This is a genomic window from Wolbachia endosymbiont of Frankliniella intonsa (genome assembly GCF_029856955.1).
In the GTDB taxonomy this organism is placed as follows: domain Bacteria; phylum Pseudomonadota; class Alphaproteobacteria; order Rickettsiales; family Anaplasmataceae; genus Wolbachia.
The window spans coordinates 710,309-732,954 of the sequence record NZ_CP097148.1 but is presented as its reverse complement, the minus strand read 5'-3'; the positions used below and the strand labels follow the sequence as shown (position 1 = coordinate 732,954).

Here is a 22,646-nt window from a genome sequence, read left to right as displayed (position 1 = left end):
AGAGTTTATAGTAGTGAAGGTAAGTATGCCAGCAGCATATAGTTATGATTTAAGAAAAAAAGCAATGGAGGTACTAGACGAAGGGGAAAGCAGAGAAACGGTAGCAGCAAGATTTAAAATTGGAAGAACTACATTATGGGAGTGGCAGCAAAGAAAAAAAGAAACAGGAGATTTTCAGTCGAAAAAACTTGGAAATGGAGGTTATAATCATAAAATTACCGACTGGAATAAATTTACTGAATTTGCCAAAAAAACATGGTGGAAAAACTCTATCGGAAATGGCTTAGCCTTGGAGTAATGTTAAAATCCCAACGATTCATCTAGCTCTTAAAAAAATTGGCCTCACACGCAAAAAAAGACATATGGATACAAAGAAAGGAATGAAGAAAAACGTGCTGAATTTTTGAAAATTATAGCAACGAAAGAACCTCAAAACTTAGTATATATAGATGAATCTGGTATTGATAATACCGAAGACTATCCCTATGGATATTCTCAGAAAGGACAGCGATTTTATGCCCTAAAATCTGGAAAGAAAACTCAACGAATTAGCATGATTGCAGCTCTAAATAGTAGAAAAATAGTTGTTCCGTTAACATTTGAGGGCCATTGTAATATGGATATCTTTAATAAATGGTTTGAGCAGTTTTTGACACCGATTTTGGAACCTGGACAAACTGTTATCCTTGATAATGCTACTTTTCATAAGTCTAATAAGATTACTGAACTTGCTAAAGAAGTTGGTGCTGAAATTTTGTATCTTCCTACGTATTCCCCAGATTTCAATAAAATTGAGCATCATTGGTTTGCTATAAAAAATAGAGCTAGGAAAAACATCCCTCTATTCACATCTTTTCGTCATGCTGTTGATTCTGCTTTTCTATGAACTTTCCGGACTATTATGAAAAGAGCTATAATATTATTTGAACTACTAAATACTGCAGAATTAGTTGAGTAGTTGTAAATATTTGTCCAAGTTATTCTTGAGATTGCCGATTTATTAGTATTAACGTGACTAGGTGTTCCTACGAATAACCCTGCTCCTTCATATCCTGAACTCCAACGTGATGAAGCACTAAAATGAAGCGTTCGCGTTTTATCGCTGTTTGTAGTGTTTTTTACAAATATTACTCCAAGTAGTGCATATGGGTAACTGTATTGATCTGAGCTGTGACTACGACGTAAAAATGCTTTTCTGTACAGAAATTTACCGTTACTTCCTTGTAAGAAGTACAACTGTGGTGGATGATAAAAACTAGAATACGTACAATCATAAGTATTACTACCTGCAAGGAGCTGCAGCATATAGTCGGTTTTTGCTGTATCTTTATACCACTGCCCTAATTCTGTTTTGAAATAGCCATTATCATCAGACCAACCATAGTCATTATATCGATTAAGAATGCCGAACATAAAAGGTAATGATTCAGGTTCAACCATATTGCGCTTTCTTATCTCTTTTATAATTGATGACCCATTTGGCACATCATTAATCGAGTTAAATTGTGTGATTCATAGAGGTTATTGCAACTAATTTGTCAGATCAAGTCTGAACTTAAAATACCTGTTAAGAGGTTTTATTTTTTGAAGTGACTTTAACTCTTGGTTGTGTTTGTAATTTTGCATGACAAATGTTTCTTTTGATGAGATATAATTTTTTTGTATTTCACTTAGACAAGGAATTGTTTTTTCCAGTTCTTTATATTTTTCCCAAGGAGTCTTTCCCTGAAGAGAGCTATGAGGACGTTGTTTATTATAATATTCTTCCCAATCCCTAAGCTTGACTTGCAATTCATAATCCTTAATGTTAACGCTACTATAAAATTCATCTAAATCTGTACGCTGCGCTCTTTCTACTTTACCATTTAAATGTGGGGAAAACGGCTTAATTGGACGGAATTTTATTTTCCATTCTTTTAGACACTCTTGCACTTCGTAAGCAAAAAATTCTTGTCCTCTATCGGTCTGAATCCTTTGACAATGAAATGGAGCCCTTTCCCTTAATTGTTTTAGGAAATCCAGAGTATTTTTTGAAGTACGCCTTGAGTATAATGCGATAACTTTATAACGCGTACAATCATCTATAGCAGTATATTGATAAAGCCCCGAAGATATTTTGCAAACATCCATTTGTACACGCTCTCCTGGCACTTTGCAGTTATAACGCTTAATCTGCTTGCGATAGTGGCGCTTAATACGTAAAAGACTTACATCGTGTTTCTTCAAAACTTTGTGTATAGTAGCCAATGCAAAAGAGATATCATGTAAACGCTTTAATTCAGCTTGAATACGTCTTGCTCCTAATTTTCTAGCTTTTCTCAGATGAAGAATGAGCTGTTCATTTGACTTGTTGATTTTTTGTAAGGGTAAAGTTTTAGTCCTGCTACTAAGGTTTGACAATCCCTGTTCACCTAGCTTTTCATAACGTTTGTACCATTTTCGTAAGGTAAAGCGTAAAATGTTATAGTGTTGACATACTTTGCCTGCATGACCTAATTTTTGTATAATTCTATCCAATTCAGACGCAACTTAACTTTGGTATCCATTTACTGATTGCCTCTTGTTGATGAATTTATTCATATTATTTTAATAAGGTATTTAAACTATCACAAGTCAAAGTTTTTATTTTATCTTACATTTTTGATGTAATAACCTCTATGAATCACACATACACTGCTGCAATTGAAGGTAAAGCTTCTCCTCTGAACCCAAGGTGCTTGATTTCTATTAACTCACTATCGCTTAATTTTGAAGTAGCGTGGAGCATAAACGCAAGTTCCAAATCTTCCTTTTCTATTCCATTTCCATTATCTGTCACAGTTATAAGATTGCGCCCACCACTTTCTATTTTGATCTCTATTTCTGAACTTCCAGCATCTATTGCATTTTCTACTAATTCCTTTTGCTGGACTCTCTATTACCTCTCCCGCTGCTATACGATTTATAGTTTTTGTGTCTAAAAGAATTATTGCCATAATACTCCACCCAATCTATGAAACTTAGAGTTCCCTCTATTTTTTGGTGATTTCTTGACCTCACAATCTCTATATTTTAGCTTTTTAGATTCCTTTCTAGCAAGTCTATCTTCCTCTTCATTATAGGTATTACCACTATGAGCCTTAACCCACTTCCAGTTAATATCATGCTGCAAGACAATTTCATCCAATTCCTTCCATAACTCAACGTTTTTTACTGATTTTTTATTGGCTGTCTTCCAACCATTTGTTCTACACTTATTGATCCACTCTGTTATACCTTGTTTAATATACTGACTATCAGTGTGTAAAACAACTTTGCAAGAAACTTTCAACATCTTTAGCCCGTTAATCACAGCCTTTAACTCCATCTTATTGTTCGTTGTGTTTTCTTCACCTCCAGAGATACGTTTTTTGATAAAGACACTTTTATTTTCATACATCATCACAGCTACCCATCCACCAGGACCTGGATTTCCGGAACATGCTCCATCTGTATATATTGTAACCTTCTTTTTTTCGCCCATACTTACAGGATATAGATTCAACGTAAATTTGCTACCGAAATATGTTGATATTATTTTTTGAATATTTTAAAATGTAAGGTGTGAGGGATTGACAAACCTGTCCTCTCGATATTAGGTAAATCGTAATTGAGCTTTTGGGCTAGTATTTTTATTAGGAGGTTAATCTCTCACACTGAAAATAAATATTTTTAATCTCTTAATAGCTCATCAATTCATTTGCTGGGGTTTATGGAGGGAGTTGTAAAAGATAATAAAATAAACATCTAAGGTGCGCAGTAGCATTCTATGGTCATCTATGAAGGTAATTTTTTGCCAACTATTGAAATTTAGCTAACTTTAATAGACTTTAGCACAAAAACGTTGAATATTTCTTCACAATTGTGTATAATTATTAATGCTTTTTATCTTACTTTCTCATGGCTCTTTCGAAGTTTCTTGATGCTCGCAATGATTATGCCTTCAAAAGAATATTTGGCACTGAGAAAAACAAAGATATTCTCATTCATTTCTTGAACGATATTTTAGGCTTTACTGGCTTAGCTGCTATTCACGATGTTGAATTCTTAGCTACCATTTTAGACCATGAAATTGCCGCTAAAAAGCAGAGTATTGTCGATGTTCTTTGTAAAGACTCTCAAGGTTCAAGATACATCATAGAAATGCAGTTTACTAAGACCAAAGGCTTCGAAAAGCGTGCTCAGTATTATGCTGCCAAAGCCTACTCAAGTCAAGCTGATCAAGGTGATAATTATCATAATCTCAAGGAAATTATCTTCATAGCTGTTGCTGATTGTATTATTTTTCCAGATAAGGCTGAGTACAAATCTAATCATGTCATTTTAGATCAAAATAGCTTTGAACATGACTTAAAGGATTTTTACTTCGTATTCATAGAACTACCAAAATTTACAAAGACAAAAGAAGACCAACTAGAAAATATAGTAGAAAAATGGTGTTATTTTTTCCGATATGCAGCAGAAACAAGGGAAGAGGATCTGGATAAGATAGTTGGTAGTGACGTAATAATAAAACGAGCTTATGAAGAGATGAATAAGTTTAATTGGTCAGAAGAAGAGTTACTAGCATATGAACAAATGAAAAAACGCATAATGGATGAGATAGCTGCTTTAGCTCAAAAATTTGATGAGGGTCTTAAAGTTGGTCAAGAAAAAGGCAGACAAGAAGGCATCCAAATCGGCCATCAAAAAGGTAGGGGAGAGGGAGAAAAACAAGCTAAAATAGCTGTGGCCAAAAACCTACTTAAGGCTGGAGTGTCTGTTGACTTAATAGCTGAATCTACAGGACTTTCTCAAGCTGATATTTCACAGCTCAAGGAAAAAGCTTAAGTACTGTAGCTCCCTTAGAGCGCTTTTCAACTTATTATACTTCTTTATCCATTAGTCTGATATATTAAAGCCTACATCTAACTCTTCCGCTATTCTCGCTATGGCCTATTTGATTTTCTCACCAATTCTACGTATCAGTTAAACGCATAATATCTAAATATAAAAAATGTTTTTCATAAAATTTTCTTATCCTTGATAATTTTAGTGTTGCTATTTGATTCTAACTTTTGCATAATGCAGTAAATATTTTTATATAGGGGGTAAAGTGCCAAGAGAAATAGAGCATCGTGCTGTAGTACTTAAAAAATTGCAAGATTCTATTCAACATAAAGACTCTAATATCACTGCTGGTAGGCGCTTGTCTGTTGAAAAATGGGTAAAGACTTATATAGAGCAGGTAGAGTATCTCAAAGACGATGAGCTGCAGTTTTTGTATAAGGTTTTCCAAGACGAGAGTTATTGGTCGGGTGTAAGACTAAATAATGCTGTTTTAGGTCAGAAATTGACTGAAGAGAAAATAGGAGAAATAAATAATCCACTTTGTAGATATAATATGGCATGCAGGTATTGTGTGACAGATAAGATTCCTCAACTTTTTCAGAAACAACTTGAGTCTTACAAAAGTGGCTTCTCTTCCGAAGAAGTAGATGATGATGGCAAGCCTGCAACTAACAACCGCAAATATGTCAGAAATGAATTATTGGATCCTATGAAAAGTGTAGACCCTGTGTTTACTTTCTGGATTGATAAAAAAACTGGAGGGTTTGAAAAACATGATGATGCAGCAGAGGGTTTTAATAAAGCTGTAGAATTTAAGTGGAGTGAAGGAGTGGAATACTTCTATCGCCTTATGAGTCAAGAAGAAAAGAAAAAGATTGATAACCTAATAGTTGACGCTATTGCTAACTTGTCTGCTGTTAAAGCTTCTAAGAAACTCCCTCAACAAGTTCATCTTTTTGAACTAAGATGTAGCCAAATTCCTGTGCTTTTTTGATCAAGTTTTTTTTAACTCTCTCTTTGTAACGTGTTTCATAATAGTTCATTCCTTTTTTAACATACTCTTGCCCATACTTTAGAATACTATAAAAAATGCATGCTATAGTATTTACTAAAGCAAATGATAAAGGTATAATAAAGTATTTGAGTTATAATGGCATATAGTGTGGATTTATAGCTCTTTTCATAATAGTCCGGAAAGTTCATAGAAAAGCAGAATCAACAGCATGACGAAAAGATGTGAATAGAGGGATGTTTTTCCTAGCTCTATTTTTTATAGCAAACCAATGATGCTCAATTTTATTGAAATCTGGGGAATACGTAGGAAGATACAAAATTTCAGCACCAACTTCTTTAGCAAGTTCAGTAATCTTATTAGACTTATGAAAAGTAGCATTATCAAGGATAACAGTTTGTCCAGGTTCCAAAATAGGTGTCAAAAACTGCTCAAACCATTTATTAAAGATATCCATATTACAATGGCCCTCAAATGTTAACGGAACAACTATTTTTCTACTATTTAGAGCTGCAATCATGCTAATTCGTTGAGTTTTCTTTCCAGATTTTAGGGCATAAAATCGCTGTCCTTTCTGAGAATATCGATAGGGATAGTCTTCGGTATTATCAATACCAGATTCATCTATATATACTAAGTTTTGAGGTTCTTTCGTTGCTATAATTTTCAAAAATTCAGCACGTTTTTCTTCATTCCTTTCTTTGTATCCATATGTCTTTTTTTGCGTGTGAGTCCAATTTTTTAAGAGCTAGATGAATCGTTGGGATACTAACATTACTCCAAAGCTTAGCCATTTCCGATAGAGTTTTTCCACCATGTTTTTTTGGCAAATTCAGTAAATTTATTCCAGTCGGTAATTTTATGATTATAACCTCCATTTCCAAGTTTTTTCGACTGAAAATCTCCTGTTTCTTTTTTTCTTTGCTGCCACTCCCATAATGTAGTTCTTCCAATTTTAAATCTTGCTGCTACCGTTTCTCTGCTTTCCCCTTCGTCTAGTACCTCCATTGCTTTTTTTCTTAAATCATAACTATATGCTGCTGGCATACTTACCTTCACTACTATAAACTCTTATTTTAAACCGTTTGGACCATTATGAAAAGAGCTATAAGGGAAAAGGCAGTATTGATGATAGAAAAAGGGAAGACAAAGGTTGAGATAGCAGAGCTCATGGAGATAGGAATAGCAACTCTGTACCGCTGGTTAAAAAAGAAAGCTGATGGTGAAAGCTTAAAGCCATCTAAAAACGGTAGCTTTATTCGAAAAATAGACCCAAAAATACTCGAAGAATATGTTACAAAGAATCCAGATCATACTCTGGCAGAGATGAAACAAAATCTTGGATTTGGAATAAATTCAATTTGGTATAGACTAAAACAGCTAAAAATTACTTTAAAAAAAAGTCACACTATATCAAGAGCGCAATCAAGAAGATAGGCAGCAATTTATTGATAAAATCTCAAAAATAGAACATTCCAGCATCTTATATATAGATGAAGCAGGAGTTGATAATAAGTTATACCGAGAATATGGACGTGCTCCAAGAGGAAAGAAAATTTATGCAGATGTTCCAGGGAGAACTCGAGAGAGAATCAGTATAGTAGCCGGGTGGATTGGAATGAGATTTATTGCACCAATGACTTTCAAAGGTGGGTGTGAAAAAGAGGTATTCAATATATTGTTGGAGAAGATGTTATTACCTAAATTGCCACTTGGCACAACCATAGTTATGGATAATGCTACATTTCATAAGACCACTAAAACAAAATCATTAATAGAGTCTTTTGGCTTTCATGTGCTGTATCTTCCAACATATTCACCAGATTTGAATCCCATAGAACACTGTTGGCATACCATCAAAAGCCGCCTCAGACCTCTAATGTATAAATGTACAGACTTACAACTTTTGGTTGGTAATACCATAATGGAAATTTATCCATTCATTTTAGAAAATACTATAGTAGTCATTTTATTATCACCTGTTTGTTGAGACATTTTGTTTGTTTTAGCATCCAACTTTAAAGTTTCCGGTTTGTATTCACTGCTACCAATAACACCAAAACCTCTATATCCGATATGCATATTTACATCTTCATTTATATGATAATCAAAGCCAGCCTTTAATTGACCTGCAGGTCTTATTGACGATTTTTCAAACATTGTCATTCTTGTTGCACCAACTCCAATACCAACATAAGGAGAAAAAGAGAAACTCTCACTTTTCCAATGATGATAAACATTTGCCATTACAGATATGTTCTCAATTTTGTCATGGTTAATAATTGATCCATATTGATTGCCGCCTTCTGTGTACGATATTGTCATCTGGCCGCTTGTTAAACCAACATTATCCACTTTCACGTAAGAATACATTCCTTCTAATTCAGCTCTATAGCTATTATTACCTAATTCCCCTGTATAACCAAGTGCTACATTTGCAGCAAAAGGTGGATTATAATCTCCTTCATACTTGTTTATACCAATTCCCGCTATAGAAAGAACAGATAGAGAATAATGGGGAAAAAGTCATACTAGAGTAAGTGAAATAGCGAGGTATAAATGGCATTAAGGTCAAAACTATTAGACGAAAGAGTTGTAAATTTAGCGAAAGAAATGTTAAAAAAGGTAAGAAATAACGCATATGTTTCAAAAAAGTTACAAGCGGTGATAGCAGGAAAAGAAAGTAGTATAAGCGCTGTGGCAAGAATATGTAAAATTTCAAGGACTGCTTTGACTGAATGGATAAAGCATCTAAAATTTGGTAGAGTAGAAAAATTATTTGCCCTGTTTCAGCGGAGAAGAAAAAGCAAATTAAACAAAAATCAACGTGAGCAAATTGAAATATGGGTAGAAAGAAATCCAAATATTACTATTAAGGAAGTACAAATAAAAATCTCAGAGGAATTTGCCCTAAACATCAGCAAATCAACAGTGCACCGTGAGATACAAAGGATGAAATTTTCTTACATAACACCGAGGCCAATGCACCATAAACAAGATAAAAACAAGCAAGAAGAGTTTAAAAGATACTTCAATAAAATAGTCAATTTCCACCCTAAAAGGGAGGTGTTTTTTTGATGAATCACGATTTGGGACTCATTCAAAATCGGACACGGATGGTTTAAAAAAGGGGTCAGAACGCAGGTTAAAATGAAAATTGGTAGACAAAATTTCTATATCTAAAGTGCGGTAAATCCAAGAAGTGGTAAGAAAATTAGCCTACTTGCTCCATATGTAAACACTGATTGTATGAATATATTTCTGGAGCAGATGTCGAAAGATTTAGGCACGAAAGAAGCCTTTCTTGTAATGGATTGTGCAAGTTGGCATAGATCAAAAAGTTTGAAAATTCAGGAAAACATTACCATCATATATAGCCTTTCTTATAATAGTTCGAACGTGATAAGATATGTATTTATGACGATAGTGGGCCAGTAGCGTATTACGATACGTTCGGATTATTGTGAAAAGAGCTATACTTGCCTCCTTATTCACCGGAACTGAATCCTGTTGAAAGGTTGTGGCAATATATCAAATACAATACTTTACGCAATAGTATCTACGATACCATAGGTTTACTTGAAGATGTTTTGTGTAATTCTATTGTCAATATTTCCAGTACTACTATTAAACGAGTTTGTAATGTTTCTTATTTGTTCCGTCAGTAATGGATTTTGGTATTAGTAGCTGACCTTCTGTACTCTGAGCACCCCTGTCATTTACAGATACCTTATTGGCATCTGTAGCATCTTTACTTCCAATTTTTGCTTTCGACTTACCAAAGTTCAAATATTGACCGTAACATCTAGTACCAAAGTAAAATCCTTCCGTTTCACTTGCAAAAGATTGTTGTGACAACAATAAAGCAAGTGCTGTAACTGCTAATGTTTTTTTACTCATCATGACTATTCCTCTAGTTAAAATAGCTAATCTAGTACTAATTAATTAAAAATGATTTAATATGAAAAAACTAATTATTTTCTAAGCTAAAAAATAGGTAAAATTAACATCTATCCTCGATTTTATTGCCGTCTAGTTTGTCCTCATCTTCAAATTCATCATCATCGTCAAATTCATCCTTACTGTCTTCATCATCAAACCCATCATCGTCTTCCTCATCATCAAAACCATCACCACCTTCAAATTTATCATCAATATCCTCGTCTTCAAATCCATCTTCAATCTCTGGCTCATCGTATACTGCATCTTCAGTTTTAGCTTCAACAGGATAATCAGCATCTTCAATAGCATTACTCTCTTCTTCATTACTAATCTTATCTTTGTTAGCAGAAGAAAAGACCTTGTTTGGATCATATGGCTCTTGTGTAGGCAAACGTGTTGGTTTAATCAGCCTTCTTGTGAATGTGCTATCACTATAGTACAAAATTTTCTTTGACTTAATTGGATAAGTCGATTCTATCAAAATTATTTGATCATCACGTGGCAGCATAATAATTTCTTGAGGTAAGAGCAATGCTCTCTGTATTTCAGAGATATGCAATGATCTTGATGCAGGATTCAAGTCTAAAAATTTAGGTTTGTTTAATGATTCTTGTTGTACAGTTTTGTTTCCTATAAGCTGAGATATCAAATTAGCCGTTTCAATATTATTGGCTGCAAAAGTTATTCTATAGGTTGAGTTTGATAAAAAGGAGTTCATTCCTGCTTCTTCATATATTCCTTTAAGCTGTTCAGTATCTTGAACAATTAAAAATAACCTTACTCGATAGCCACGAAAGTATGCGATGCCCGTTTGAAATTGCTCCATTTTTCCAAGTGTTGGAAACTCATCCATTAAAAATAATACGCCGTAAGGCTCGTCATCCGATGGCAATTTTCTACATAAAAACTCAGTTGCCTGTTGGTAAAAAACCTGCATTAAAGGCCTGAGCCTAGTTAAGTTATCAGGAGTTAAACCAACATAAACTGTAGTTTTCTTCCTTTTAAAATCCAAAATATTAAAATCACTTGATGAAGTTGCAGTATCGATCAATGGGTTTGCCCACAATTCAAGAGACGAGTTCATAGTTGACACAACACCTGATCTTTCTTTGTCAGCCTTTTGCAAAAAAGCTGCTATGTTCATATACGCTACCGGATGTATTATTTTACCCATTGTGTCCAAAACTACAGCAAGATTGTAAACTACGTCATCGCTACGCATCGTACGCACAACCTCACCAAAAGATTTAACTTTCTCTGGTGCAGCAAGTAAATATAGTACCACCCCAACAAATAAGCTTCTTGCTTCGTTTTGCCAAAAATCTTGTTCAGGCATGATTAGGTTAGCTATTTTTTGCACATCGTCAACCATCTGTCCAGGTTTTTCACTAATCCATTCCAGTGGATTATAACAATGGCTTACCCCATCTGGCTGCGCTGGGTTCCATACATATACTTTTTGTCCTTGTCGCTCTCGCCAACCACTTGTTATTTCATAGTTTTCTAATTTTATATCATGCACAATTACCGAATCATTCCAAAATAACAAATTAGGAATTACAAAACCAACACCTTTACCAGAGCCTGTAGGTGCAAAGAGCAATGCATGCTGAAACCCATCAGCAATAAAATATCCTCTCTTATCTTTACCAAGCAATAGACCTTTTTTGCTTCTTAATCCCGCTTTTCGTATGTCTTTCTCTGATGCCCACTGTGAATCTCCATGAAGTGATTCTTTCTTTTTAAATGGCCGCCACTCAATTAGTCTTTCTCTCACATTCCACAAAATAATCATCAAAACAATTTGAGGCAGTACAGAAGATACAACTAATTTAATTTTGAGCTCAAAGCTATATAGCTCTGGATGATGCCAACAATATTGTATATGATCAAAAATTGTCGGCCAGAGAGATTGAGGAAAAGGTGTCAAGCTAGGATTAATTGCTCTAAAATCTACACCATCTGGACCGTCAACAAACAGGTAGAATAATATACCAGACAAATAGAAGCAAAATTCAAATATGCTAAAAGATACTACACCTCCTATGAGAATATTGCGTAGGTGATTTCCATTACTCATAAACTACTTTTTCTTAACTTACGTATAAATTTAAGCATTTTCATTTGAAGATCTAGTAAATAATATCTCAGAAATGGTTCTTTTGCCTCCACTGGTTCTTTTTAGCTGAATAACGATATCAATTACATTTCTAATGTATGGTATGATCTGATCTGGGGGAATTCCAAGATTTGCTTGCATAACCATAAGTTTTATTTGCTCAAGAGCCATTGCCGGACTATCCGCATGAAGAGTTGATATTGACCCTGGGTGGCCAGTGTTTATTGCCCTGAGAAAACTAAAAGCTTCCGCTCCACGCAGCTCACCAACTATTATTCTGTCTGGTCTTAAACGTAAGCACGCTTCTATCAAATCTTGAGTGGTTACTTTTGCTCTGCCCTGCCCTCCTTTAGAAGCAATTAAATGGACTTTATTGGGATGATCATTCAAAACTATCTCTCTTGCATCTTCAACAGTAATAATTCTTTCTTCAGATGGAATAGCACGCAAAGTAGCATTAGTAAAAGTGGTTTTACCAGTGGAAGTTCCACCACTAATTATGATATTTTTCTTACTTATTACAGCATATTCTAAAAACTCTTTTATTTTTTTTTGTTTCAGTAGCAAATCTAGGTGACGATCTACTGGATTATCGGTTACTCCTATAACAGTTTCAGAAAAAGCCCCCATTTTTTCATAATCATCCAATGCCAATTGCATAGAAGAAGGTTTACGAATTGAAATGACTACTTTATCAGGCTCACATGCTGGAGGAAACACTATCTGTATACGATAACCATTTGGTAATGTAGCTGAAAGCAGCGGTGTCTCTTCGCTCAGTTTTTGTTCTGTAGCTTGAGCAATCAACCTGCTAAGAGATTTTAAATGATTAAGATCAAATATTTCTAACTTTTCGCATCTTATTTCACCGCGATTTTCAATCCATACTTCCTTCGGTTTATTTATTGATATTTCATTTACACCTTCCTCTTGAAATATCCCTTGTAATGGCTCCAAGTATGTATCAAGTGCAGCATAGCTCATTTCAGTTATTTAATATTGACTGTGGAGGAAATACTATATCTTGGTTAACAAATACTTTCAATGCAGTTCCTTGATTAACATAAATAGTTGGTTTTTTATCTACACTCCTATCAACTATATCTCGCATGTCTTTGGAAAAATCATTGATTGACTTCCCAATTGCTTCATCATAAACAGATTTGCTTCTTTTCTGAGTTTGCCTCAACAGTTGACGTACATCGTCTAAAGTTATACCGATATTGTCACTAGTAATTGTATCAACTCCACTAGCTCCAGAACTTTTTATCACACTTGCTATTTCTTCCTTTATTATTCTCAGCAAATCCTGATCACTTTTAGCATTTCGAATTTTTTCAATAGCCCTAATACCCAATTTCCATTTTTCGTCTCCTACCCTCCCAACTTCAGTTTTTATAGAATTCTCCAATCTCTCAACAATAGCCCCTTTGAGAGAAGAAATATCTATTTCAGTTGCAGTAATAGACTTCACTGCATCCATGGCAGTTAGCGCATCGATAAGATTAGAGGCTTTTTGTCCTATAAAGGATGAGCCAATCGAAACACCAGCAAGTGCCACTGAAGAGAATAATGCACTTGCTATTTTATTATCAACTATTCCAGCTATCCCTGCCCTTCCAAGCTCATCGGTACCAGATGATGAAATAGCAACATCTATACCATGAGGAAGAATGATCCTATTCCAATTTATGTTCACGCGGGCTTTTGCAACATTTGAGTCGAATGAATAACCACCTATTAACCTTGAACCTTTTGGTATTAAAATTGTATCACCAGTTTCTGCATAAACGTCTCTACTAACAACAGCACGTAGCATTCCTTGTAAGTCAGAACTTATTGCAGTTTCAAGAATAGCGTCAATAACCTTACCTTGAATAATCATTAAACCAAGCTTTCCAGCTTTGGTAGCTTTGCTCGATTGTGCTGAGGTATTGGATAAAACAGCATCTGTAGCTTTACCTTCCCCACTACTACCTGAAATTGCTAACATTTGTGCACTACGTCTGTCTCTAGGATAACCGCCACCCCCTATTGTAGGAAATGAAGTAGGCAAATTGCTAATAACATTACCAGAAGGAAAATTTTGCTTTGGTAAAACAGGTATATTTGACAAGGGAATTTCTTTTAGTTGCTCTTCTTTTTTTGTCACTTCCTCTTTTTTGATTTGTTTTACTTCTGGTATGACTTGTGGAATAGGAAGAGGAGGTAAGGGTGGCAAGAGATCAGTTGCTATCCTCTCGGAAACTACTACATTATCTGGAACTTGTTCTAACTTTCCTTTCAATTCTTGAATGTTTTGCTTTGTTTCCTCTTTTTTAACAATCTCTGGACCCTCTTTATTAGAAGTACTAAAATAAAGATAGTACACTCCACCAACTAAGAGCGCTACCATAACTATCATCAATGCCTTATAACCTTGATTAGAGCCAACTGTTACTACCTTGCTTTCTATCTCTGATTCATCTTCTACACTATTATGCCTTTCTTTGCTCATATTATATGTACCACAACTAAAGTGACCTATTTATAACTTCAACTTCACTACCTTCATAACGCATTAATAGCTTTTTATGTACTCCTTTTATTACAACATAATCATCAAATAACAGCCTTTTACAGGATTCGCCTTCTATAAAAATCTGAGGAATTTTATTACTATTTCTAAACTTTAAATAGGTTAAATAACCATCATCGAATAACTCAATTGGAACTATATCTACGTTACCACCTTCATCAATATATGTATAGTTGTACCTCGTATTATTTTCTTGTATTATTTTTTCTGGCTTTTCTGTAATGTATTGTATTTGAGTAGGTAAAGAAACCTCATCTAAATCAACATCAAATTCATCTTCTTCTTGAGGATAATAAAAACGTATTACGTAAGATATATCCTTTTCAACGGAATAATCATGATCCACTTTTTTAGCATCAGCATCTGGGTATTTATCGTAATTTGGTCTTGAAATTAGATCAAAAATGTAATTTCTCTTTTTAGTTGTCGTAATAATCATGTTAGTGCGACTACTGACTTCAAATGGCATGACAAGCAGTTTATTATCATAAGGATTAATTTTCCAACTTGATGCATCACCAACAGCAATATTTTTGACTTTTTCCCCTTCTGCAAACTCAATATAAGAATAGTAACCTTGACTAAAAATTACTGTAAACACCTCATTAGGGCTATATACAAAAGTCTTTATTCTACTATCTACAGAAATAGGTTTATTATTAATAGATGCATTTAAGTTGCCACTTATTAGTAAAGCTAAAACTAACAATATCCTACACATATTCATCATCTACTCTATATGAAATAACTTGAAACCCTAACGGGTTAATATATCTTTGCTGATCATTCATTTCAAGCGATGCATATTTATACGACATCACAACTATCTTATTTTTCCTTGAGGAATTTCCATCTTTTCGTGTAAATTCTATAGAAAATCTCACTTGAAGAGCATCATTACCTAATTTTTGAATTGAACGAATTTTCAACTCACCTTTAGCATCTGAATATAAATTAAAAAGGTCATTCATATTCTGCGATTTTATATAATTGCTAAATTCACTATATACACTAGGCGAAGAAAACAACCTTACTTTTGTATAATAATTATAATTATAATTATATGGGTCAAAAACCTCCCTTGCTTTTATATACTCTGAAATAAAATAATCGTTCAGCGTTTCATTTGCAGAATATTGTTTTACTGTAACAGGATCAACCAATTGCACTATTCCTGACTTTTTGTCAATTTCTATAACGAATGGCTCAATAGTGCTACTTGTGCTAATTTTAAATATAGCTAATATGCTTATAGAAATTGCAACTAGTAATATTAATGTAAATAAAAGTAAAGTATTTCTCTGAGCAACAACTGTGCTATAGCGACTTGAATTCCAATTTATATCCTTATCCAATGACTCATTACTTTTTTCTTGTTTTAAAAATTTCAGCATCTCAATATTCTTAAAAATCTTAACTTATATTAATTAACATAGCAAGCTAACAAAGTAGTTATAACAAAAAAGCTAATAAACCCTTAATCCATGGCCTAACTTGCCAAATTTTGTTTCCATATATGAATCATTATATTCATTGCGTTCCATAATAAGTGGTATACACTTTGTAACTTCTATACCGTTATTTTTCAACTCTGATAACTTTCTACCATTGTTTGTAAGTAATTGTATTTTGTTAATGTTCAATTTCTTAAGTATTTTAGCTGCAACAGCAAAGCTCCTTTCATCATCTTCAAAACCCAATACTCTATTTGCATCAACAGTATCAAGATTATATTTTCTTTGCATACTGTATGCTCTTAACTTATTAGTTAAACCAATGCCTCTCCCATCTTGCATCAAGTATAATATAATGCCATTCCCAAAGTCGGTCATTATTTGAATCGCTTGATGTAACTGGCTTCTGCAATCACATGATAAGCTGTCTAATAAGTCTCCTGTATAGCATGAAGAATGGATTCTCACTAATGGCTCATTATCTTTATCTGGATTGCCAATTATAATTGCATAATGTTCTCTTCCGACACTTTTGGTTCTATAAGATATGATATCTACTTCTTGAGTCTGTTTTAAAAATAATGATGTTTTGCACACTTCATACACACTATGATTTTGTTGAAAATCATTCACAAGTAACGTATTTAGTGCAATAATGTCATTTTCTTCACACCAATTTCGCATTTCATGTTTATTCTCAAAAGTCATATCAGCCACTAACGCGTATGGCAATAATTCTGAGAACTTAAGCAAGGCAACAGCATACGCATCTATTGTCTTTGAGCATTGCAACTCTTTTATCGAATCTTCCTTTGAACAGTTTATTAAATGGAGCAGTTCATCAAAATTGCTTATCAACAGACGTTTGCTACTATGTTCTTTACTCTGACATATGTATTTTACCTTACTTGCAGTCAAAGTAACATACACATTACCTGATATAAGCTTATATTGACTAAATAAATTTTTTTCTAAAGTTTCAGCAGCAGCAAGCAATAGATAGTTATTTTCATCATCATATATTAAAATTGGAAGACCACGCCTGATTTCGCTGATAGCTCTTTCTACCTTATTGCTACTTTGATTTCCTATAAACATTTCACCTACACCAAACAACTTGGTGCGGTCGAGAAGACTTGAACTTCCAAGGCTTTGTGAGCCACAGCGACCTCAACGCTGCGTGTCTACCAATTCCACCACGACCGCACTTTATTCTAGTTTCTATATAATTACTTTAAATTACTTAATCATTTTAGGATTTTTCATCTAAAGTGTCAATCTGGTACTAGGATAATTTAGGAAATACCTGTATAATTTAACTATGAACTTTATGGTTACAAACTTTAATCATTTAAGATAATCTTACTACTAATTATTAATTTAGGTTTTTATACAAATGAAAATAGCTAATATCTTCATTTTTTTAATTCTATCTCTCACAATTAGCTTTCACTCCACTCATGCACAAATATTGTACACATGGTCTCAAATCATTCCAGAAAATAAATTAAGCATACGTGCGATTATAGACAATAACATGTGTCCCATTGCTTACGTCGATAATAAGGAAGTAGAAATGCTAAGTCGCAGCTCAATTAACAATACCGAAACAGTTTGTGAACTGATAGTAGAAACAAATGCTCAAAACATTAGTATTGACAATATAAAAGTTCCCGTATTAGCAGAAAAGATCAGCAAAATTGCCTTCATTGGCGATACAGGATGTAGAATAAATATGTTATTTCAGCAAGAATGTAATTCTGTAGATAGCTGGCCTTTGAAAAAAAATTTAGATTCAATCGCTTTTCATAAACCAGATTTAATTATCCATGTTGGTGATTATCATTATAGACAAACGAAATGTAGAAACACAAAAAAGTGCGGCGATATTTATGGATATAGCAAAGAAGCTTGGTACGCTGATTGGTTTGAGCCTGCAAAAGATATTTTAACACAATCTCCTTTTCTTTTTGTTCGTGGAAATCATGAGAGTTGTAATAGAGCTTATGAAGGATGGTTCAGATATTTAGATTCATACCCCTTTTTCTCTCAAAAATGTGAAGATCTTATTTCCAGTTGGTTCTTAGATGCTGGGCCGATGAAGTTTTTTATCTTCGACTCTTCATCCGGTGAGGAAATTTTTACAACCCAAAGCACAGTTGATGCTTTTGAGAGGCAGTTTGATAAATTGATACAAGATAAGCCCACGTGGTTTTTGACTCATAAACCACTTTGGAGATCTCCAAAAAAAGAATTTTTGACATTAAAAAGCCATGGTAATCTTACACAAATTGAAGCTTTTGGAGATAAATTTCCAAGCAATGTTACTACCATAGTTTCTGGCCACATTCATATAGCCCAGATTTTATTAATGGATAATGTTCCAGATCAGATTATAGTTGGAAACGGCGGTGCATTATTACACGCTCAAGATCAAGAACCTGTTTATCAAAACGTAGAATTTAACTATCCAAATAGTAGAAATTACTTAGCACACGAAGTTAGAAACTTTTTCGGCTTTGGCTTTGCAATATTAGGTTTAGACGATCACAAATTTACTTTCTATAACCAAGATAATAAGGAAATGTATTCTGCAAACCTAACGAAAGACTTTAAACTTAAAACAAATTAAAATTAGGACTATTTAAGGACGCAGAAAAAACGTTCTGAGCTTAAAAAACTCATAGCAACAAAAAACACTGAAATTCTTGTATATATCGACTAATCTGGAATTGATAACACAAAAGTCAGCGTATTAGTATGATTGCAGCTTTTAATAAGGGAAAAATTATGGCGCCTATGATTTTTGAAGGCTACTGCGATACAGACGTTTTTAATAGCTATAGTATTTTCTAAAATGAATGGATAAATTTCCATTATGGTATTACCAACCAAAAGTTGTAAGTCTGTACATTTATACATTAGAGGTCTGAGGCGGCTTTTGATGGTATGCCAACAGTGTTCTATGGGATTCAAATCTGGTGAATATGTTGGAAGATACAGCACATGAAAGCCAAAAGACTCTATTAATGATTTTGTTTTAGTGGTCTTATGAAATGTAGCATTATCCATAACTATGGTTGTGCCAAGTGGCAATTTAGGTAATAACATCTTCTCCAACAATATATTGAATACCTCTTTTTCACACCCACCTTTGAAAGTCATTGGTGCAATAAATCTCATTCCAATCCACCCGGCTACTATACTGATTCTCTCTCGAGTTCTCCCTGGAACATCTGCATAAATTTTCTTTCCTCTTGGAGCACGTCCATATTCTCGGTATAACTTATTATCAACTCCTGCTTCATCTATATATAAGATGCTGGAATGTTCTATTTTTGAGATTTTATCAATAAATTGCTGCCTATCTTCTTGATTGCGCTCTTGATATAGTGTGACTTTTTTTTAAAGTAATTTTTAGCTGTTTTAGTCTATACCAAATTGAATTTATTCCAAATCCAAGATTTTGTTTCATCTCTGCCAGAGTATGATCTGGATTCTTTGTAACATATTCTTCGAGTATTTTTGGGTCTATTTTTCGAATAAAGCTACCGTTTTTAGATGGCTTTAAGCTTTCACCAGCAGCTTTCTTTTTTAACCAGCGGTACAGAGTTGCTATTCCTATCTCCATGAGCTCTGCTATCTCAACCTTTGTCTTCCCTTTTTCTATCATCAATACTGCCTTTTCCCTTAAATCCACACTATATGCCATTATAACTCAAATACTTTGTTATACCTTTATCATTTGCTTTGGGAAATACTATAGTTGTTATCTCATCTTTGCTTGCTTGTTTTTGGTTATATAAAAATTTTGACTTAGGAGTATTTTTATCATTTAGGTACAGCACATTCACCATTACCTCCTTTATCACATCAACTGGCTATGTAATGTGCAACTACTTGAATTGGAGCTTTATTTCAGTCTTAGCTTTCTTTTTAGCCTTTATTGGTGGATGTGGTGGTTCTGCTAGTGGTGGAATCAAAATCTTCCGTTTAGTCATTTTTCTAAAATCTATAAGGAATTACTTTAGCTCTTTATTAAATCCAAGTGAAAGCGATAGAGTAAAACTCAATGGTAAAATACTGGAAAATGATGAAGTCCAATCTGTCTTTACGTTTTTTGCAATTTACATGTTAACGTTCGCTATATCATCAATAGTGATGTCTTACTTGAGCAATGCGGACTTTATAACTAGCATCAGCTCTGTTTCTGCAATGCTTACAAATTCTGGCCCAGGATTTAGTAACCTAATAGGTCCTTCAGGTAATTATTCCTCTTTTAGTGGTGGAGTAAAGCTATTTCTATCGTTTTTGATGCTGCTTGGCAGGCTTGAAATATTGCCAATTTATTTTTGTATAGGTAGTTTATACTGGAAACTTTGCCATTCCAGAGTGTAACGCTAATTCAGGTTTACATTTAAATTCTATTACATATTATTATAAGTATTACAAAACTTTAAAGGACAATTATGGCAGTTATGCCAGATAAATGGATAAGGGAAAAGGCTGAAAACTCTAGAATGATAGAACCTTTTGTGAATCATAAAAGCAGTAAGGGTGTTGTATCTTTCGGATTATCGTCTTATGGATATGATGCGAGAGTAGATAATAAGTTTAAGGTTTTTACTAATGTTAATTCAGCTATTGTAGACCCCAAGAATTTTTCTGAGAATAGTTTCATAGATAAGGAAACAGATGTATGTATAATTCCACCAAATAGTTTTGTACTTGCCAGCACAGTGGAGTATTTTCGTATACCAAGGAATGTACTGGTAATTTGTGTTGGTAAGTCAACTTATGCAAGGTGTGGTATTATAGTAAACGTTACTCCCTTAGAACCTGGATGGGAAGGTCACGTCACACTTGAATTCTCGAACACCACTCCACTTCCTGCAAAAATTTACGCTAATGAAGGCGCATGCCAATTTGTGTTTTTAAGCGGCGAAAGTGAATGCGAGAAATCATATGATGATATGAAAGGAAAATATATGAACCAACATGGTATCACTTTGCCGTTAGTTAAGTGATTACTTTAGATGCATTTCTTTATTAATTGATATCCTTTCAAGCCGCTAACACTGATTGCATTTGCCTAGTTACAAAAATAATGTCTGTGCTAAAACATGCTCATATATAGCTCTTTTTCTAATAGTTCGAATAGCTGGATATTCTTTCTGGCTCAATTTTTTATAACAAACCAATGGTTTGATTAAAATCAGGAGAATATGGAGGCAGATATATAACTTCAGCACTGACACTTTTAACAAATTCACTTATTTTCTATGAAAAGTTGCATTATCCAAAATCACCCAGCAAAAAGTTTGAACTATAGTATTTCCCAAAGCAAATGATAAAGGTATAACAAAGTATTTGAGTTATAATGGCATATAGTGTGGATTTAAGGGAAAAGGCAGTATTGATGATAGAAAAAGGGAAGACAAAGGTTGAGATAGCAGAGCTCATGGAGATAGGAATAGCAACTCTGTACCGCTGGTTAAAAAAGAAAGCTGCTGGTGAAAGCTTAAAGCCATCTAAAAACGGTAGCTTTATTCGAAAAATAGACCCAAAAATACTCGAAGAATATGTTACAAAGAATCCAGATCATACTCTGGCAGAGATGAAACAAAATCTTGGATTTGGAATAAATTCAATTTGGTATAGACTAAAACAGCTAAAAATTACTTTAAAAAAGTCACACTATATCAAGAGCGCAATCAAGAAGATAGGCAGCAATTTATTGATAAAATCTCAAAAATAGAACATTCCAGCATCTTATATATAGATGAAGCAGGAGTTGATAATAAGTTATACCGAGAATATGGACGTGCTCCAAGAGGAAAGAAAATTTATGCAGATGTTCCAGGGAGAACTCGAGAGAGAATCAGTATAGTAGCCGGGTGGATTGGAATGAGATTTATTGCACCAATGACTTTCAAAGGTGGGTGTGAAAAAGAGGTATTCAATATATTGTTGGAGAAGATGTTATTACCTAAATTGCCACTTGGCACAACCATAGTTATGGATAATGCTACATTTCATAAGACCACTAAAACAAAATCATTAATAGAGTCTTTTGGCTTTCATGTGCTGTATCTTCCAACATATTCACCAGATTTGAATCCCATAGAACACTGTTGGCATACCATCAAAAGCCGCCTCAGACCTCTAATGTATAAATGTACAGACTTACAACTTTTGGTTGGTAATACCATAATGGAAATTTATCCATTCATTTTAGAAAATACTATAATGTTCCAAAAAGTAAGATTAATGCTGAGCAAATACTAGTAGTTTACCGAATAAGATGGCAAATTGAATTATTGTTCAAATTATATAAGAGTAATATAAGGATTGATAAGCTGAGAGGAAAGCCATACAGAGTATTATGTGAGCTATATGCCAAATTGTGTGCAATTCTTATATTTCATAGAATAGTGGGTTGCACAGAACTGAAAAAAAATACGGAGCTTAGCTTAACAAAGGCATTTATTGAGCTAAAAAGACGGGTTAGAGAGTTATTTTTAGCACTAAATAATAAAATTAAAGGCTTAAATATTTTTCTCAAAAAGCTTACCATAACTTGGTCGCAGTTTTCATTAAAAGACAAGTACAGAAAAACTAGGGTATCCACCTTAACTTCTCTAAATTTGCTCACAATCTCTTAACTTGACGCGTATGGTTTATTTAACACTC

General features: G+C 33.9%; 18 protein-coding genes, 1 tRNA gene and 11 pseudogenes. 13 read left to right on the top strand and 17 right to left on the bottom strand.

Features of this window, described 5'->3' with window-relative positions:
* Window positions 1-25 precede the first annotated feature (25 nt).
* Window positions 26-886, top strand: a pseudogene (locus tag M3L71_RS04150) (IS630 family transposase).
* Here M3L71_RS04150 and M3L71_RS04145 read toward each other — a convergent pair.
* The 4 genes and pseudogenes from M3L71_RS04145 to rnhA form a co-directional block, all read right to left on the bottom strand.
* Window positions 859-1,485, bottom strand: a complete 627-nt coding sequence (locus M3L71_RS04145; RefSeq protein WP_280144064.1) for a hypothetical protein — start codon at window positions 1,483-1,485, stop codon at window positions 859-861. The pseudogene M3L71_RS04150 and the gene M3L71_RS04145 overlap by 28 nt on opposite strands.
* Window positions 1,486-1,530: 45 nt before the next feature.
* Window positions 1,531-2,546 (bottom strand): annotated as a pseudogene (locus M3L71_RS04140) (IS481 family transposase).
* Window positions 2,547-2,671: 125 nt separating this feature from the next.
* A pseudogene (locus tag M3L71_RS04135) lies at window positions 2,672-2,975 on the bottom strand (ATP-binding protein); the annotation flags it as partial.
* Window positions 2,966-3,502 (bottom strand): ribonuclease HI, encoded by a 537-nt coding sequence (rnhA, locus tag M3L71_RS04130; RefSeq protein WP_410543489.1) that lies wholly within the window; start codon window positions 3,500-3,502, stop codon window positions 2,966-2,968. The pseudogene M3L71_RS04135 and the gene rnhA, both read right to left, overlap by 10 nt.
* A gap of 416 nt (window positions 3,503-3,918) precedes the next feature.
* Here rnhA and M3L71_RS04125 point away from each other — a divergent pair, with 416 nt between their 5' ends.
* Together M3L71_RS04125 and M3L71_RS04120 are read left to right on the top strand one after the other, a co-directional pair.
* On the top strand, window positions 3,919-4,848 hold the full coding sequence (locus M3L71_RS04125) for an Rpn family recombination-promoting nuclease/putative transposase (RefSeq protein WP_280144063.1): 930 nt from the start codon (window positions 3,919-3,921) through the stop codon (window positions 4,846-4,848).
* 265 nt (window positions 4,849-5,113) lie between these two features.
* Window positions 5,114-5,842, top strand: a complete 729-nt coding sequence (locus M3L71_RS04120; RefSeq protein ID WP_280144062.1) for a hypothetical protein — start codon at window positions 5,114-5,116, stop codon at window positions 5,840-5,842.
* 205 nt (window positions 5,843-6,047) lie between these two features.
* On the opposite strand, the pseudogene M3L71_RS04110 reads toward M3L71_RS04120, so the two are convergent.
* Window positions 6,048-6,907: pseudogene (locus tag M3L71_RS04110) on the bottom strand (IS630 family transposase).
* 48 nt (window positions 6,908-6,955) lie between these two features.
* Here M3L71_RS04110 and M3L71_RS04105 point away from each other — a divergent pair.
* The gene (locus M3L71_RS04105; protein WP_280144061.1) at window positions 6,956-7,297 is read left to right on the top strand and encodes an IS630 transposase-related protein; all 342 of its coding nucleotides are present in this window, start codon (window positions 6,956-6,958) and stop codon (window positions 7,295-7,297) included.
* Window positions 7,298-7,307: 10 nt separating this feature from the next.
* A complete protein-coding gene (locus tag M3L71_RS04100) occupies window positions 7,308-7,850 on the top strand; it encodes an IS630 family transposase (protein ID WP_349292735.1) in 543 nt (180 codons plus the stop codon).
* Here the strand turns inward: M3L71_RS04100 and M3L71_RS04095 are convergent.
* Window positions 7,814-8,338, bottom strand: a pseudogene (locus tag M3L71_RS04095) (P44/Msp2 family outer membrane protein); the annotation flags it as partial. The gene M3L71_RS04100 and the pseudogene M3L71_RS04095 sit on opposite strands and share 37 nt — an antisense overlap.
* Window positions 8,339-8,419: 81 nt before the next feature.
* Between M3L71_RS04095 and M3L71_RS04090 the strand changes: the two are divergent.
* Together M3L71_RS04090 and M3L71_RS04085 are read left to right on the top strand one after the other, a co-directional pair.
* Window positions 8,420-9,232 (top strand): annotated as a pseudogene (locus M3L71_RS04090) (IS630 family transposase); the annotation flags it as partial.
* Window positions 9,233-9,336: 104 nt separating this feature from the next.
* Window positions 9,337-9,528: pseudogene (locus M3L71_RS04085) on the top strand (transposase); the annotation flags it as partial.
* A 13-nt stretch (window positions 9,529-9,541) separates the two neighbouring features.
* On the opposite strand, the pseudogene M3L71_RS04080 reads toward M3L71_RS04085, so the two are convergent.
* The 8 genes and pseudogenes from M3L71_RS04080 to M3L71_RS04045 form a co-directional block, all read right to left on the bottom strand.
* Window positions 9,542-9,763, bottom strand: a pseudogene (locus tag M3L71_RS04080) (P44/Msp2 family outer membrane protein); the annotation flags it as partial.
* A 100-nt stretch (window positions 9,764-9,863) separates the two neighbouring features.
* The gene (locus M3L71_RS04075; protein ID WP_280144060.1) at window positions 9,864-11,882 is read right to left on the bottom strand and encodes a type IV secretory system conjugative DNA transfer family protein; all 2,019 of its coding nucleotides are present in this window, start codon (window positions 11,880-11,882) and stop codon (window positions 9,864-9,866) included.
* 30 nt (window positions 11,883-11,912) lie between these two features.
* Complete coding sequence (virB11, locus tag M3L71_RS04070) at window positions 11,913-12,905, bottom strand: P-type DNA transfer ATPase VirB11 (protein WP_280144059.1); 993 nt, start codon at window positions 12,903-12,905, stop codon at window positions 11,913-11,915.
* A 1-nt stretch (window position 12,906) separates the two neighbouring features.
* Entirely contained in the window at window positions 12,907-14,418 is a 1,512-nt protein-coding gene (locus tag M3L71_RS04065; RefSeq protein WP_280144058.1) for a TraB/TrbI/VirB10 family type IV secretion system protein, read from the bottom strand.
* A gap of 16 nt (window positions 14,419-14,434) precedes the next feature.
* Window positions 14,435-15,226 carry a P-type conjugative transfer protein VirB9 gene (gene virB9, locus M3L71_RS04060; protein ID WP_280144127.1) on the bottom strand — a complete coding sequence of 264 codons (792 nt, stop codon included), beginning with the start codon at window positions 15,224-15,226 and terminating at the stop codon, window positions 14,435-14,437.
* Window positions 15,213-15,893, bottom strand: coding sequence for a VirB8 family type IV secretion system protein (locus M3L71_RS04055; protein ID WP_007302609.1), 681 nt, complete (start codon window positions 15,891-15,893; stop codon window positions 15,213-15,215). The genes virB9 and M3L71_RS04055 overlap by 14 nt, the downstream gene beginning before the upstream one ends.
* 72 nt (window positions 15,894-15,965) lie before the next feature.
* On the bottom strand, window positions 15,966-17,051 hold the full coding sequence (locus tag M3L71_RS04050; RefSeq protein ID WP_280144126.1) for a GTP cyclohydrolase II: 1,086 nt from the start codon (window positions 17,049-17,051) through the stop codon (window positions 15,966-15,968).
* 20 nt (window positions 17,052-17,071) lie between these two features.
* Window positions 17,072-17,159, bottom strand: a tRNA-Leu gene (locus M3L71_RS04045).
* Between the two features lie 190 nt (window positions 17,160-17,349).
* Between M3L71_RS04045 and M3L71_RS04040 the strand changes: the two genes are divergently transcribed.
* Window positions 17,350-18,585: a metallophosphoesterase family protein gene (locus M3L71_RS04040; RefSeq protein WP_264687211.1), complete on the top strand. Its 1,236-nt coding sequence runs from the start codon at window positions 17,350-17,352 to the stop codon at window positions 18,583-18,585.
* Window positions 18,586-18,674: 89 nt separating this feature from the next.
* Here M3L71_RS04040 and M3L71_RS08425 read toward each other — a convergent pair whose 3' ends face one another.
* Together M3L71_RS08425 and M3L71_RS04025 are read right to left on the bottom strand one after the other, a co-directional pair.
* On the bottom strand, window positions 18,675-19,289 hold the full coding sequence (locus M3L71_RS08425) for an IS630 family transposase (protein WP_410543493.1): 615 nt from the start codon (window positions 19,287-19,289) through the stop codon (window positions 18,675-18,677).
* Window positions 19,290-19,317: 28 nt separating this feature from the next.
* Window positions 19,318-19,665, bottom strand: coding sequence for a transposase (locus M3L71_RS04025; RefSeq protein ID WP_264336399.1), 348 nt, complete (start codon window positions 19,663-19,665; stop codon window positions 19,318-19,320).
* A gap of 50 nt (window positions 19,666-19,715) precedes the next feature.
* Here M3L71_RS04025 and M3L71_RS04020 point away from each other — a divergent pair.
* Both M3L71_RS04020 and dcd read left to right on the top strand, forming a co-directional pair.
* Window positions 19,716-20,351, top strand: a pseudogene (locus M3L71_RS04020) (potassium transporter TrkG); the annotation flags it as partial.
* A gap of 71 nt (window positions 20,352-20,422) precedes the next feature.
* On the top strand, window positions 20,423-20,980 hold the full coding sequence (gene dcd, locus M3L71_RS04015; RefSeq protein ID WP_007302605.1) for a dCTP deaminase: 558 nt from the start codon (window positions 20,423-20,425) through the stop codon (window positions 20,978-20,980).
* Window positions 20,981-21,132: 152 nt separating this feature from the next.
* Here the strand turns inward: dcd and M3L71_RS04010 are convergent.
* Window positions 21,133-21,262, bottom strand: a pseudogene (locus M3L71_RS04010) (transposase); the annotation flags it as partial.
* 71 nt (window positions 21,263-21,333) lie between these two features.
* Between M3L71_RS04010 and M3L71_RS04005 the strand changes: the two are divergent.
* The 3 genes and pseudogenes from M3L71_RS04005 to M3L71_RS03995 all read left to right on the top strand — a co-directional run.
* Window positions 21,334-21,711: an IS630 transposase-related protein gene (locus M3L71_RS04005; RefSeq protein WP_280143348.1), complete on the top strand. Its 378-nt coding sequence runs from the start codon at window positions 21,334-21,336 to the stop codon at window positions 21,709-21,711.
* Window positions 21,690-22,241, top strand: a complete 552-nt coding sequence (locus tag M3L71_RS04000) for an IS630 family transposase (protein ID WP_349292734.1) — start codon at window positions 21,690-21,692, stop codon at window positions 22,239-22,241. Before M3L71_RS04005 ends, M3L71_RS04000 begins: the two co-directional genes overlap by 22 nt.
* A pseudogene (locus tag M3L71_RS03995) lies at window positions 22,202-22,618 on the top strand (transposase); the annotation flags it as partial. The gene M3L71_RS04000 and the pseudogene M3L71_RS03995, both read left to right, overlap by 40 nt.
* Window positions 22,619-22,646 lie beyond the last annotated feature (28 nt).

What these genes read in the sequence shown, in the direction of transcription:
- M3L71_RS04040 (WP_264687211.1), top strand. Translation starts at nt 17,350, where the DNA reads ATGAAAATAGCTAATATCTTCATTTTTTTAATTCTATCTCTCACAATT.
- M3L71_RS04075 (WP_280144060.1), bottom strand. Translation starts at nt 11,882, where the DNA reads ATGAGTAATGGAAATCACCTACGCAATATTCTCATAGGAGGTGTAGTA.
- virB9 (WP_280144127.1), bottom strand. Translation starts at nt 15,226, where the DNA reads ATGAATATGTGTAGGATATTGTTAGTTTTAGCTTTACTAATAAGTGGC.
- M3L71_RS04005 (WP_280143348.1), top strand. Translation starts at nt 21,334, where the DNA reads ATGGCATATAGTGTGGATTTAAGGGAAAAGGCAGTATTGATGATAGAA.
- rnhA (WP_410543489.1), bottom strand. Translation starts at nt 3,502, where the DNA reads ATGGGCGAAAAAAAGAAGGTTACAATATATACAGATGGAGCATGTTCC.
- M3L71_RS04105 (WP_280144061.1), top strand. Translation starts at nt 6,956, where the DNA reads ATGAAAAGAGCTATAAGGGAAAAGGCAGTATTGATGATAGAAAAAGGG.
- M3L71_RS04125 (WP_280144063.1), top strand. Translation starts at nt 3,919, where the DNA reads ATGGCTCTTTCGAAGTTTCTTGATGCTCGCAATGATTATGCCTTCAAA.
- M3L71_RS04055 (WP_007302609.1), bottom strand. Translation starts at nt 15,893, where the DNA reads ATGCTGAAATTTTTAAAACAAGAAAAAAGTAATGAGTCATTGGATAAG.
- M3L71_RS04065 (WP_280144058.1), bottom strand. Translation starts at nt 14,418, where the DNA reads ATGAGCAAAGAAAGGCATAATAGTGTAGAAGATGAATCAGAGATAGAA.
- dcd (WP_007302605.1), top strand. Translation starts at nt 20,423, where the DNA reads ATGGCAGTTATGCCAGATAAATGGATAAGGGAAAAGGCTGAAAACTCT.
- M3L71_RS04025 (WP_264336399.1), bottom strand. Translation starts at nt 19,665, where the DNA reads ATGGCATATAGTGTGGATTTAAGGGAAAAGGCAGTATTGATGATAGAA.
- M3L71_RS04050 (WP_280144126.1), bottom strand. Translation starts at nt 17,051, where the DNA reads ATGTTTATAGGAAATCAAAGTAGCAATAAGGTAGAAAGAGCTATCAGC.
- virB11 (WP_280144059.1), bottom strand. Translation starts at nt 12,905, where the DNA reads ATGAGCTATGCTGCACTTGATACATACTTGGAGCCATTACAAGGGATA.